This is a genomic window from Ramlibacter aurantiacus (assembly GCF_016722895.1).
Taxonomy (GTDB): domain Bacteria; phylum Pseudomonadota; class Gammaproteobacteria; order Burkholderiales; family Burkholderiaceae_C; genus Ramlibacter; species Ramlibacter aurantiacus.
Genome location: NZ_JAEQNA010000003.1, coordinates 343,479 through 357,045 on the forward strand (window position 1 = coordinate 343,479; position 13,567 = coordinate 357,045).

Genomic DNA, 13,567 nt, shown 5'->3' on the forward strand with positions numbered 1-13,567 from the left:
TGAAAGCAGACCATGTAGCCGCGGGCCACCGCGGAACCGGCTTTGCCGGGCCGCTGGTGGCGCCCCTCGAGGGGGGGCGCCGCAGGCGCTTCGGGGTGGGGCAACATCTATGAGTGGACCCACACCCCAGCTAGCGCTCGAGAGCCCCGTGATCACGACGAGGGACGATCCGCTCTGGTACCGGGACGCCGTCATCTACCAGCTCAACGTCAAGGCCTTCTACGACTCCAACGGCGACGGCATGGGCGACTTCAAGGGCGTCACGGCCAAGCTCGACTACGTCAAGGAGCTGGGGGTCAACACCATCTGGTTGATGCCGTTCTACCCCTCGCCGCTGCGCGACGACGGCTACGACATCTCCGCCTACGAGGACGTGCACCCGCCCTACGGCACGCTCGCGGATTTCAAGGAGCTGCTCGACGAAGCCCACAAGCGGGGCCTGCGCATCATCACCGAGCTGGTGATCAACCACACCTCGGCCGACCATCCGTGGTTCCAGGCGGCGCGCCGGGCCCCGCCCGGCTCACCCGAGCGCGACTTCTACGTCTGGAGCGACACCGACCAGCTGTACAAGGGCACCCGCATCATCTTCACCGACACCGAGGTCTCCAACTGGACCTATGACCCGGTGGCCAAGGCCTATTACTGGCACCGCTTCTTCAGCCACCAGCCGGACCTGAACTACGACAACCCGGCCGTGCTGGAGGCGGTGTTCCGCGTCATGCGCTTCTGGCTCGACCTGGGCGTGGACGGCTTCCGGCTCGATGCCATCCCCTACCTGATCGAGCGCGACGGCACCAGCAACGAGAACCTGCCCGAGACGCACGCGGTCATCAAGAAGCTGCGCGCGGCCATCGACGCGCGCTACGAGAACCGCTTCCTGCTGGCCGAGGCCAACATGTGGCCCGAGGACGTGCGCGAGTACTTCGGCGACGGCGACGAATGCCACATGTGCTATCACTTCCCGCTGATGCCGCGCATGTACATGTCGATCGCGCAGGAGGACCGCTACCCCATCGTCGAGATCATGCAGCAGACCCCCGAGATCCCCGAGGGCTGCCAGTGGGCCATCTTCCTTCGCAACCACGACGAACTCACGCTGGAGATGGTCACCAGCCGGGAGCGCGACTACATGTACACCATGTACGCGGCCGACCTGCGCGCGCGCATCAACCTGGGCATCCGCCGGCGCCTGGCGCCGCTGATGGACAACGACCCCGACAAGATCAAGCTGATGAAGGGCATGCTGCTGTCCATGCCGGGCTCGCCCATCATCTATTACGGCGACGAGATCGGCATGGGCGACAACGTGTTCGTGGGCGACCGCAACGGCGTGCGCACGCCCATGCAGTGGAGCCCGGACCGCAACGCCGGCTTCTCCCGCGCCGATCCGCAGCGCCTGTACCTGCAACCCATCATGGACCCGATGTACGGCTACGAGGCCGTCAACGTCGAGGCGCAGTCGCGCTCCAACAGCTCGCTGCTGAACTGGACGCGCCGCATGCTCGCGGTGCGCGCCACCAGCCACGCCTTCGGGCGGGGGCGCCGCACGTTCCTCAAGCCGGGCAACCGCAAGATCCTGGCCTACCTGACCGAGTACGAGGACGACACCATCCTGTGCGTCTTCAACCTCTCGCGCGCGGCGCAGGCGGTGGAGCTGGACCTGTCGACCTTCCGCGGCCGCGTGCCGGTGGAAATGGTGGGCCGCACGGCATTCCCGCCCATCGGCGAGCTGCCCTACCTGCTGACGCTGCCGCAGTACGGCTTCTACTGGTTCCGCCTCACGCAGGACGTCAGCGCGCCTGCGTGGCACCAGGAGGACGTGACGCTGCAGGAGCGGCCCACGCTGGTGCTGTTCGACGGCTGGACCAGCTTCTTCCGGGACCGGGTGATGCCCTGGCGCATCGGCATGGCCGAGCGCCTGCGCACGCAGTTCGAGACCGACACGCTGCCGCGCTTCATCGAGATCCAGCGCTGGTACGCGGCCAAGGGATCGCCCATCCAGCAGGCGCGCCTGCTCGACCAGGCGATCTGGGATCACGGCGACCGCAGCTGGATGCTGCCCATCGTGTCGCTGGAAGGGCCGGCCGAGCCCTCGATGTATTTCGTGCCGCTGGCGCTGGCCTGGGAGGACACCGAGGAAGAACGCACCCATCGGCTGCAGTCGGCGGCGCTGGCCAAGGTGCGCCAGCAGGCCAACGTCGGCGTCATGAGCGACGCCTTCCACGACGAGGCCTTCTGCCGCGAGGTGGTCGCCGCCATCGGCGCCGGCCTGACGGTGCCCACCGCGCGCGGACGGCTGCTGTTCCAGCCCACGGCGGTGTTCGGCGACCTGGCCGGCGACATCGAGTCGCTGCCGGTGGCCCGGCCGCTGGGCATGAGCAGCAACACCGTGGTGGTGCTGGGCGAAAAGCTGTTCCTCAAGGGCTACCGCCATGTGCGCGAGGGCCTGAACCCCGAGCTGGAGATGGGCCGCTTCCTCACCGAGGTCGCGCGTTATCCCAACTGCGTGCCGGTGCTGGGCGCCATCGAATACGTGGGCGAGGGCGACCGCATGATGACGCTGGCGCTGGTGCAGTCCTATGTGGCCAGCCAGGGCGATGGCTGGGAATACACCCTGGGCTACCTGGAGCGGCACCTGGAGAACCTGCGCACCACCACCAGCGAACCCGAGCCGGCGGCCATGGCCCACGGTGGCTTCCTGGCCCTGGCGGCCACGCTGGGCCAGCGCACCGCCGAGCTGCACAAGGCCCTGTCGCTGCGCACCGGGGATCCGGCCTTCGATCCCGAGCCGCTCACCGCGCAGGACCGCGAGGCCATGCGCGACCATGCCGGCGTCGACGCACGCCAGACCCTGGATCTGCTGCGCGCCCGCATCGGCCAGCTCACCGGGGCGATGCGCGAGGACGCCGACCAGCTGCTCGCCCGTGGCGACGACCTGCTGACGCAGATCGCCGGGGCCGAGACCGTGGGGCAGGGCGGCATCAAGACCCGCTTCCACGGCGACTACCACCTCGGGCAGGTCCTGGTCACCGGCAACGACTTCCTCATCATCGACTTCGAGGGTGAGCCCGCCCGCAGCTTCGAGGAACGCCGCGCCAAGGGCAGTGCCCTGCGCGACGTGGCCGGCATGCTGCGCTCGTTCAACTACGCGCGCTGGACCGCGCTGCGCCGCACGGCCCGCAGCGCCAGCGAACTGGAGCGGCTGGCGCCCGTGGCGCGCGATTGGGAGGAGGCCACGCGGCGGGCGTTCGGGGCCGCCTATGCGCAGACCCTGGGCCAGCCCATCGACGAGCACCTGCTGGCCTTGCTCGAACTCGAAAAGGCCCTTTACGAGCTGCGGTACGAGCTGAACAACCGGGTCGAGTGGGTCCAGGTGCCGCTGCAAGGCATCCTGGCGCTGCTCGGCGCGCGCGAACGCGAGTGACGGCATGCAAGGAACGCCCATGGACACCCTCAACATCGAACGCTCCCTCGAACCCGCCCGCGCCATGCTGGCGCAGATCGTCGCCTTCCTGCCGCGCCTGCTCGGCGCCGTGCTCATCGTGGCGGTGGGCTGGCTGCTGGCCAAGGCGGCGCGCTTCGCCATCGAGCGCGCACTGCGCGCGGTCAACTTCCACGTGCTGACCGAGCGGGCCGGCCTGGACAACTTCCTGCGCCAGGGCGGCTCCCGGGCCGACACCACGGCGCTCATCGCCTGGCTGGTGTACTGGCTGGTGATCCTGGCGGCGGTGATGGTGGCGGCCAACAGCATGGGCTTCACCTACCTGTCCGAGCTGCTGCTGCGGGTGTTGCGCTTCGTGCCCAACATCTTCGTGGCGCTGATCGTGTTGTCCTTCGGCTCGTATTTCGCGCGCTTCGTCGGCGACACCACGGCGAGCTACCTGCGCGGCATGAAGGTGCAGGACGCGGCCATGCTGGGGCGGGTGGCGCAATACGGCGTGATGCTGTTCGTGATCCTGGTCGCGCTCGACCAGATCAGCATCGGCGGCAACATCGTCCTCTACACCTTCCTCATCGTGCTCGGCGGAGTGGTGCTGGCGCTGGCGCTGGCCTTCGGGCTGGGCGGGCGCAACTGGGCGGCCGAGCGGCTGGAGCGCTGGTGGCCCAGCCCGAGCCGGCGAGGCGAGTCGAGCGAAGTCGGTGACCGCCGGCCGCCGCCGTACGACCGCCTGTAGCCCTGACCCATGAACCCCTTCGACCGGATCAACGAGGTCTGGCCCGGCCTGCCGTACCCGCGCGGAGCCACCTGGGACGGCCAGGGCGTGAATTTCGCGCTCTTTTCGCAGCACGCCGAGCGGGTGGAGCTGTGCCTGTTCGACCCCACCGGCCGCCACGAGCAGCAGCGCATCGAGATGCGCGAGCGCACCGCCGACGTGTGGCACTGCTACCTGCCGCAGGCCCGGCCCGGGCTGGCCTATGGCTGGCGCGTGCACGGGCCCTACCGGCCCGAGGACGGGCACCGATTCAACCCGCACAAGCTGCTGCTCGACCCCTACGCCAAGGACCTGATCGGCCGCCTGCGCTGGAGCGACGCGCTCTACGGCTACACCATCGGCTCGCGCCGGCAGGACCTGTCCTTCGACAAGCGTGACAGCGGCTCGCTGGTGCCCAAGGCGCGCGTGGCCGACTCGGCCTTCTCGTGGGACGGCGACCGGCGCCCGGACGTGCCCTGGCAAGACATGGTGGTCTACGAGGTGCACGTGCGCGGCTTCACCATGCGCCACCCCGACGTGCCGCCCAAGCTGCGCGGCACCTACGCCGGCCTGAGCTGCGCGCCGGTCATCGACTACCTGCGCCGCCTGGGCGTCACCACCATCGAGCTGCTGCCGGTGCACAGCTTCGTCGACGACCGCCGGCTGGCCGAGAAGGGCCTGCGCAACTACTGGGGCTACAACTCGCTGGGCTACTTCGCGCCCGAGACCCGATACAGCTCCACCGGGCGCGTGTACGAGTTCAAGTCCATGGTGCGCACGCTGCACTCGGCCGGGTTCGAGGTCATCCTGGACGTGGTCTACAACCACACCTGCGAGGGCAACCACCTGGGGCCCACGCTGTCGCTGCGCGGCATCGACAACGCGTCCTACTACATCCTGCAGCCGGACCAGCGGCGCTACTACGAGGACTTCACCGGCTGCGGCAACACCGTGAACCTGGAGAACCCGCACGCGCTGCAGCTGGTCATGGACTCGCTGCGCTACTGGGTCCAGGAGATGCACGTCGACGGCTTCCGCTTCGACCTGGCCTCGGCGCTGGCGCGCGAAGCCGGCAAGGTCGAGAACCTCAGCGCCTTCTTCAACGCCATCCGCCAGGACCCGGTGCTCAGCCGGGTCAAGCTGATCGCCGAGCCTTGGGACCTGGGCCATGGCGGCTACCAGGTGGGCAACTTTCCCGCCGGCTGGTCCGAGTGGAACGACCGCTACCGCGACGCGGTGCGCGGCTTCTGGCGCGGGGACGGCGGCTTGCTCGGCGAGGTGACGCGGCGGCTGACCGGCTCCGAGGACTTCTACGGCTGGTCCGGTCGCCGGCCCTACGCCAGCATCAACTTCGTCACCGCGCACGACGGCTTCACGCTGCACGACCTGGTCTCCTACAACCAGAAGCACAACGAGGCCAATGGCGAGGACAACCGCGACGGCCACAACCACAACGTGTCGTGGAACCACGGCGCCGAGGGCCCGACCGACGACCCGCAGATCGCGCAGCTGCGCGAGCGCCAGAAACGCAACATGCTGGCCACGTTGCTGCTGTCGCAGGGCGTGCCCATGCTGCTGGCGGGCGATCCGCGCGGCCACACCCAGCAGGGCAACAACAACGCCTACTGCCAGGACAACGAGCTGAGCTGGCTCGAGTGGGACCTCGACGACGCGCAGAAGTCGCTGGTCGAGTTCGTCGTGCGCCTGATCGCGCTGCGCAAGGCGCATCCGGCGTTCCGGCGGCGCAGCTTCTTCCGCGGCGTGCCGCTGGATGGCGACGCCTTGAAGGACGTGAGCTGGCTGCGGCCCGACGGCCACGAGATGACACCCGACGACTGGCACCACGGCGAGAACCGCTGCGTCGGCATGCTGATGTCCGGCCAGGGCATCGCCGACCTCGGCCCGCGCGGCGAGCGCGAACGCGACGACGATTTCCTGCTGCTGCTGAACGCGCATGCCCACGACCTGGACTTCGCCCTCGCCGCCGTGGACGGCGCGCCCTGGCAGGTGATGGTCGATACCGCCCGGCCCGGGATCGGCTCGGCCGGCCAGCCCGTGCGGGAGGCGAGCCTTCGCTACCCGATGCTGGCCCGCTCGCTGGTGCTGCTCGGCCGGCCCCGGAGAACTTCCCAATGACCACGTCCCACGACATGCCCTTCGGTACCCGGCTGCTGCCCGATGGCGGGGTCGAGTTCCGCCTCTGGGCGCCCGGCGCGGCCGCCGTGCAGCTGGCCCACGCCGCCGCCGGCGGGGCCGAGCAGCTGCACCCCATGCAGCGCGGCGCGCACGGCTGGCACACGCTGGCGCTGCCCGCGGCCCGGCCCGGCGACGACTACCGCTTCGTGCTGCCCGACGGCCTGCGCGTGCCCGACCCGGCCTCGCGCTTCAACCCCGGTGACGTGCACGGCCCCAGCCGGGTGATCGACCCGGCCGCCTACCGCTGGCAGCACGCCGGCTGGCGCGGCCGGCCCTGGCACGAGGCCGTGGTCTACGAGCTGCACCTGGGCACCTTCACCGAAGCAGGCAGTTATGCCGCCGCCCGCGAGCGCCTGCCCGAACTCGCGGCCCTGGGCATCACCGCCATCGAGCTGATGCCGCTGGCCGACTTCCCCGGCCAGCGCGGCTGGGGCTACGACGGCGTGCTGATGTACGCGCCCGACGCGAGCTACGGCACGCCGGATGAACTCAAGGCGCTGGTGGACGCCGCGCACGGCCTGGGCCTGATGGTGCTGATCGACGTGGTCTACAACCACTTCGGGCCCGAGGGCAACTACCTGCACGCCTACTGCCCGTCGTTCTTCAACCCGGCGCACCAGACGCCCTGGGGCGCGGCCATCAACTACGACGGGCCGCAGGCTCGCACGGTGCGCGACTTCTACGTGCACAACGCGCTGTACTGGATCGAGGAATACCACTTCGACGGCCTGCGCATGGACGCGGTGCACGCGATCCGCGACGACTCGCCGCGCCACATCGTGCGAGAGATCTGCGAGGCGCTGCAGGCCGGGCCGGGCCGCCAGCGCCAGGTGCACGTGGTGCTCGAGAACGACGACAACCAGGCCCACCTGCTGGTGCGCGACGCCAGCGGCCGGCCCGGGGCCGCCACCGCGCAATGGAACGACGACCTGCACCATGCCGCCCACGTGCTTGCCACCGGCGAGACCGACGGCTACTACGCCGACTACGCCGACGATCCCGCCGCGGCCTTCGCCCGCGCGCTGGCCCAGGGCTATGTCTACCAGGGCGATCCCAGCGCGTTCCGCGGTGGCGAGCGGCGGGGCGAGCCCTCGGCCCACCTGCCGTGCGTGGCCTTCGTGTCGTACCTGCAGACGCACGACCAGATCGGCAACCGCGCCTTCGGCGAGCGCATCCACCAGCTGGCCGACCCGGTGCTGCTGGAGGCGGCCTACGCCTGCCTGCTGCTGTCGCCGCACATCCCCATGCTGTTCATGGGCGAGGAGTTCGCCGCGTCCACGCCTTTCCTGTACTTCTGCGACTTCGGCCCGGAGCTGGCCGAGGCGGTCTCGCGCGGACGGCGCGAGGAGTTCGGCCGTTTCGCCGCCTTCTCCGACGAAGCCGCCCGCGAGCGCATCCCCGACCCGAACGCGCCCGGGACCCTGCAGGCGTCCCGCCTGCGCTGGGACGAGCGCCAGCAGGGCGAAGGCGCCCGGGTGCTGGCGCGCATGCAGGCGCTGCTGCAGCTGCGACAGCGCGAACTGGTGCCCCGGCTGGCCGGCATGCGCGAGGGCGGCCGGTGGCGCTGCCAGGACGGCTGCATCGAGGTCGCCTGGGACCTGGGCGGTGCGAAGCTGCGGCTGCTGGCGAACTTCGGTGAGGAGCCGGTGCGCGGCATGGCCGCGCCGGCCGGGCGGGTGCTGCACCAGCAGCGCGTGAACCTGGCCGACGGCGGCCTCGAACTGGCGCGCGGCGGCGTGTGCGTGGCCCTGGAGGCTTGAACATGGGCGAGCAAGAGATTGATCGCGCGGGCCTGGAGCGGCTGTGCGCGCACTTCGGCATCGGCACCGATTTCCACGACATCTGGGGACACCGGCACCCGGTGGCGCCGCACAACCTCGTGGCCCTGCTGGAGGCCCTGGGAGTGTCCACCGCCGAGGGGCGGGAGCTGGCATCGGCGCTGGCCGACGCGCAGCGCCGGGCCTGGGCCGAGGTCCTGCCGCCGGCCGTGGCCATCGAGGCGGGCTACGGCCACTGGTCGGTGCCGCTGCGCCTGCCGCCCACCTGGGAGCGCGCGCGCTGGCGCATCGTCGAGGAGGGCGGCGCGATCCACGAGGGCGAGGCCCTGCTGCGCGAGCTGCCGCAGACCGGCCAGGGCGATGCCCCCGACGGCCCGCGCGTCGAGCGGCGCCTGCAGATCGCGCCCGGCCTGCCGGCGGGCTACCACCGCCTGTCGGTCGACGGGCTCGACGCGCAGGCGGTCGTGATCGCCGCGCCGGCGCGCTGCTGGCGACCCCCGGCCCTGGAGGGCGAGGGCAAGGTGTGGGGGCCGGCGGTGCAGCTGTACGCGCTGCGCTCGCGCCGCAACTGGGGCATGGGCGACTTCAGCGACCTCGCCGCGCTGGTGACGCGCGCGGCCGAAAGCGGCGCGGGCATCGTGGGCCTGAACCCGCTGCACGCGCTGTTCCCGCACAACCCGGCGCACCTCAGTCCCTACAGCCCGTCCTCGCGCCGTTTCCTCAACGTGCTCTACATCGACGTCGAATCGGCGGTGGGTTACGACAGTTGCGACGCGGCCCGGCAACGGGTGCAGTCGGCCGCCTTCCAGGCGCGGCTGGCCGGGTTGCGCGAGGCGCCGCTGGTCGACTACCCCGGCGTGGCCGCCGCCAAGCTCGAGGTCCTGCAACTGCTCTGGGCCCATTTCCGTGAACACAGCCTGGGCGAGGGCGGCCAGGCCGCGCGCGATGGGGCCGGCGCCGAGTTCCTGGCCTTCGTGCAGGCCGGTGGCGAGGCGTTGCGGCTGCATGCCTTGTTCGAGGCGCTGCAGGCGCGCTTCCATGCGGACGACGCCTCGGTGTGGGGCTGGCCGGCCTGGCCCGAGGCCTACCAACGCCCCGATTCACCCGAGGTGCGCGACTTCGCCGAGCGCGAGGCCGACCTCGTGCGCTGGTTCCAGTTCCTGCAGTGGCAGGCGCGGGTGCAGCTGGAGCGGGCCGGGCGCCAGGCCTTGTCCCGCGGCATGGGCGTGGGCCTGTACCTCGACCTGGCGGTGTCGGTCGACCGCGGCGGCTCCGACACCTGGGGCGCCAGCGACTGCTTCGCGCTCGATGCCGGCGTCGGCGCTCCGCCCGACGAATTCAACGCGCAGGGCCAGTCCTGGGGGCTGCCGCCGCTGCGGCCCGACCGGCTGCGCGCGCGCGGCTACGACCTGTTCATCCAGGCGCTGCGGGCCAACATGCACGGCGTGGGCGCGCTGCGCATCGACCACGTGATGGCGCTGATGCGCCTGTTCTGCATTCCTCCCGGCCACTCGCCCCGGGACGGCGCCTACGTGCACTACCGCCTCGACGAGCTGCTGGCCATCGTCACCCTGGAGAGCCAGCGCCAGCGGTGCCTGGTGATCGGTGAAGACCTGGGCACCGTGGCCGAGGAGGTGCGTACCGGGCTCGCCCGCGCGGGCGTGCTGTCCTATCGCCTGCTGTACTTCGAGCGCGGCGAGGACGGCGACTTCAAGGCGCCGGCGCAGTACCCGTTGCACGCGCTGGTGGCCGTGAGCACGCACGACCTGCCCACGCTGGCCGGCTGGTGGTCCGGACACGACCTGCGCCTGCGGCAGGAACTGCAGCTGTTTCCCGCGCCGGAGTTGCTGCAGCGCCAGCTGCTCGAGCGCGCGCAGGACCGCGTGCGGCTGCTGCTGGCGGTGCAGCGCGAGGGCCTGCTCACGCCGTCGCAGGTGGCCGCCGCGGCCGGCGCGGCCACGCCCGACGCGGCCGTGGTGCAGGCGGTGCACGCCTGGCTGGCGGGCGCGCCCTCGGCGGTGATGATGGTCCAGCTGGAGGACGTGCTGGGCATGGCCGACCAGGCCAACCTGCCCGGTACGGTGGACCAGCACCCGAACTGGCGCCGCAAGCTGGAGACGGGGCTGGAGGACCTGGGCCAGGACGCACGCTGGCAGGGACTGGCCGCGCGCCTGGCGCAAGTGCGGCCGCGCCGCCGCCCGGCGGATGCCGCCCGCGCCTGCCAGGCCCGCATTCCGCGCGCCACCTACCGCCTGCAGTTGCACAAGGACTTCGGCTTCGACGAGGCGGTGCGCATCCTGCCGTACCTCGACCGGCTGGGCGTGAGCCACCTCTATTGCTCGCCGGTGCAGCGGGCCCGCCCCGGCAGCACGCACGGCTACGACGTCGTGGCGCACGACGAGATCAGCCCCGAGCTGGGCGGCGAGGCAGGTTTCCAGCGGCTGCTGGCGGCGCTGCGCGAACGCGGCATGGGCTTGCTGCTGGACCTGGTGCCCAACCACATGGGCGTCTGGGGCGGCGACAACGCGTGGTGGATCGACGTGCTGGAGAACGGCCCGGCCTCGCTGTACGCGCAGCACTTCGACATCGACTGGAACCCGCTGAACGCGGAGCTGGCCGGCAAGCTGCTGGTGCCGCTGCTGGGGGACCACTATGGCGACGTGCTCGAACGCGGCGACCTCGCCCTGCAGCTGGACGCGGCGCGCGGCGCGCTGTCGGTGCACTACTTCGAGCACCGCCTGCCGCTGGCACCGGAGACCTACCCGCTGGTGCTGCTGCCGGCCTCGCGCCGACTGGAAGACCCCGACCTGGCGGCGCGGCTGGCCAGCATCGCCGACGCCTTCGGCCACCTGCCTGGGCGCGAGGCCGACAGCGACGCCGCCCGCATCGAGCGGGCGCGCGACAAGGAGCTGCTCAAGGCGCGTCTGTCGCGGCTGCTGTCGCGGGAGCCGGCGGTGGCGCAGGCGCTGGCGCAGGGGGTGGCCGGCTTCAACGCGCCCGATGCGCGCGATCAGCTCCACCAGCTGGTCGAGGCGCAGGCCTGGCGCCTGGCGTACTGGCGGGTGGCGTCGGACGAGATCAACTACCGGCGCTTCTTCGATGTGGGCGAACTGGCGGCGCTGCGCATGGAGCGGGGTGAGGTGTTCGAGGCCACGCAGGACATGGCGCTGCGGCTGGCGGCCGAGGGCGCGGTCGACGGCCTGCGCATCGACCATCCCGATGGCCTGTACGACCCGGCGCGCTACTTCCGCATGCTGCAGGAAGGCTATGCCAGCCGTGCCGGCCTGGCCCTGACCGAGGAGGACGAAGCGGGCCGGCCCTGCCGTCCGCTCTACGTGGTGGCCGAGAAGATCGCCGCCGGCCACGAGGACGTGCCCGAGTCCTGGCACGTGCACGGCACCACCGGCTACCGCTTCGCCAACGTGGTCAACGGCGTCATGGTCGACACCACGGCGCAGGCCCGCTTCATCCAGATCTGGCAACGCTTCACCGGCGAACGCGACAGCTTCGACGAAGTGGCGCGCGTGGCCAAGATCGACATCATGCGGACCTCGCTGGCGTCGGAGCTGACCACGCTCAGCACCGAGCTGCTGCGCATCGCGCGTGGCCACCGCCGCACCCGCGACTACACGCTCAACGCGCTGCGCCGCGCGCTGGCCGACGTGGTGGCCTGCCTGCCGGTGTACCGCACCTACCTGGTGGACGGCCCGTCCCTGCAGGACCGGCGCTTCGTCGACTGGGCGGTCGAGGCCGCCATGGGCCACTCCGAGGACGCCGACCTGTCGGTCTTCGAGTTCATCCGCCGGACCCTGCTGGCGCAGACGCTGCCCGACGCCTCGCCCGAGCTGGCCGAGCGGGTGCGGCGCTTCGCGCGTCGCATGCAGCAGTTCAGCTCGCCGGTGGCGGCCAAGGGCGTGGAGGACACCGCCTTCTACCGCTGGTTCCCGCTGAGTTCGCTGAACGAGGTGGGCGGCGAGCCGGCCCAGTTCGGCATGACGGTCGCGCAATTCCACGAAGCCAGCAGCGACCGCTGCCGGCGCTGGCCGCACACCATGCTGGCCACGGCCACGCACGATCACAAGCGTTCCGAGGACGTGCGCAACCGCATCGACGTGCTCAGCGAGATGCCGCCCGTCTGGCGCCTGGCGCTGCGCCGCTGGCGGGCGATGAACCGGCCGGTGCGCGAGCGGCTGATGGCGGCGGGCGCGCCCGACGATGCGCCCAGCGCGCCTGACGAGTACCTGCTGTACCAGACCCTGCTGGGCACGCTGCCGCTGGAAGGCGTGGACGAGGGCTACGTGGAGCGCATCCTGGGCTACATGCGCAAGGCCCTGCGCGAGGCCAAGCGGCGCACCCGCTGGACCCAGCCGAACGAGGCCTACGAGTCGGCCGTCACCGGCTTCGTGCAGGCGATCCTCGCGCCGGGAGCGGACAACGCCTTCCTGCCCGACCTGCAGGCCCTGGCGCGGCAGGTCGCGTGGTTCGGCGCCCTCAACAGCCTCAGCACCACGCTGGTCAAGTACACCTCGCCCGGCGTGCCCGACACCTACCAGGGCCACGAGACGCTGAACCTCACGCTGGTTGACCCCGACAACCGGCGGCCGGTGGACTATGAGGGCCTGGCCCGCGTGCTGGACGCCTTCGAGGCGACCGGCGAGGCCGGCGCGCAGGCGCTGGGGGAGAGCCCGCTGGACGGCCGCGCCAAGCTCTGGATCACCTGGCGGCTGCTCGGCCTGCGGCGCGACAAGCCCGAGCTGTTCCGCCTGGGCGACTACCAGCCGCTGGCCACCGGCGGCGCGCACGGCGAGCACGTGCTGGGCTTCTCACGCGGCCACGGCGCCGTCCGGCTGTTCACGCTGGCCGGGCGGCTGTGGTCGCGGTTGCCAGCCGACGCCGGATCGGCGCCGCTGGGCGAGGCGACCTGGGGCGACACCTGGGCCGCCTGCGAGCTGCCCGACGGCACCCGGCTGCGCAGCCTGCTCGACGGGCGCGAAGTGGTGGTGCGGCAGGGGCGGATCGCCCTGGCCGAGGCCTTCGCGGTGTTGCCGGCGGCGGTGCTGCTTGCGCAGGGTGATGGCTAAAATGGCCATTCCCTTCCTGAGGAGAGGCCCCATGCAAGTGACTGCCACTGACGCCAAGAACCGGTTCGGCTACTACTGCAGCCAGGCCAAGATCGAGCCGGTGGTCATCGAGAAGGATGGCCGCCCCGACACGGTCCTGATCGATTTCGCGGAGTACCAGGCGCTGAAGAGTGCCGCCCGGCGCCAGTCGCTGGAACAGCGCAAGAAGGAGTTCGAGGAGAAGTACCGCGAGTGGTTCGAGTGGCAGAACCGGCAGATCGAAGAACGCGGTTTGTGGTGCGAGGGGATCGTGGGCTGGGACGAGCGGACCTGAACG

General features: G+C 71.2%; 6 protein-coding genes. All 6 read left to right on the top strand.

Translation table 11 applies throughout. From position 1 onward, the window contains the following. Nucleotides 1–109 precede the first annotated feature (109 nt). Genes treS through JI739_RS11610 form a run of 6 tightly spaced genes read left to right on the top strand, consistent with a single transcriptional unit; the run spans nucleotide 110 to nucleotide 13,564 of the window. Nucleotides 110–3,427: a maltose alpha-D-glucosyltransferase gene (gene treS, locus JI739_RS11585; RefSeq protein WP_201684049.1), complete on the top strand. Its 3,318-nt coding sequence runs from the start codon at nucleotides 110–112 to the stop codon at nucleotides 3,425–3,427. Nucleotides 3,428–3,446: 19 nt separating this feature from the next. Further along, complete coding sequence (locus JI739_RS11590; RefSeq protein ID WP_201684050.1) at nucleotides 3,447–4,178, top strand: mechanosensitive ion channel family protein; 732 nt, start codon at nucleotides 3,447–3,449, stop codon at nucleotides 4,176–4,178. A 9-nt stretch (nucleotides 4,179–4,187) separates the two neighbouring features. Beyond that, nucleotides 4,188–6,332, top strand: coding sequence for a glycogen debranching protein GlgX (gene glgX / locus JI739_RS11595; RefSeq protein WP_201684051.1), 2,145 nt, complete (start codon nucleotides 4,188–4,190; stop codon nucleotides 6,330–6,332). Then, nucleotides 6,329–8,152, top strand: a complete 1,824-nt coding sequence (gene treZ, locus JI739_RS11600; RefSeq protein ID WP_201684052.1) for a malto-oligosyltrehalose trehalohydrolase — start codon at nucleotides 6,329–6,331, stop codon at nucleotides 8,150–8,152. The genes glgX and treZ overlap by 4 nt, the downstream gene beginning before the upstream one ends. Nucleotides 8,153–8,154: 2 nt before the next feature. After that, nucleotides 8,155–13,251 carry a malto-oligosyltrehalose synthase gene (locus tag JI739_RS11605; protein WP_201684053.1) on the top strand — a complete coding sequence of 1,699 codons (5,097 nt, stop codon included), beginning with the start codon at nucleotides 8,155–8,157 and terminating at the stop codon, nucleotides 13,249–13,251. 31 nt (nucleotides 13,252–13,282) lie between these two features. Beyond that, on the top strand, nucleotides 13,283–13,564 hold the full coding sequence (locus JI739_RS11610; RefSeq protein WP_201684054.1) for a type II toxin-antitoxin system Phd/YefM family antitoxin: 282 nt from the start codon (nucleotides 13,283–13,285) through the stop codon (nucleotides 13,562–13,564). The last annotated feature ends 3 nt before the right edge of the window (nucleotides 13,565–13,567 follow it).

Excerpts from the sequence above, each read along its gene's own strand:
- treS (WP_201684049.1), top strand. The coding sequence starts at position 110 with ATGAGTGGACCCACACCCCAGCTAGCGCTCGAGAGCCCCGTGATCACG.
- JI739_RS11590 (WP_201684050.1), top strand. The coding sequence starts at position 3,447 with ATGGACACCCTCAACATCGAACGCTCCCTCGAACCCGCCCGCGCCATG.
- glgX (WP_201684051.1), top strand. The coding sequence starts at position 4,188 with ATGAACCCCTTCGACCGGATCAACGAGGTCTGGCCCGGCCTGCCGTAC.
- treZ (WP_201684052.1), top strand. The coding sequence starts at position 6,329 with ATGACCACGTCCCACGACATGCCCTTCGGTACCCGGCTGCTGCCCGAT.
- JI739_RS11605 (WP_201684053.1), top strand. The coding sequence starts at position 8,155 with ATGGGCGAGCAAGAGATTGATCGCGCGGGCCTGGAGCGGCTGTGCGCG.
- JI739_RS11610 (WP_201684054.1), top strand. The coding sequence starts at position 13,283 with ATGCAAGTGACTGCCACTGACGCCAAGAACCGGTTCGGCTACTACTGC.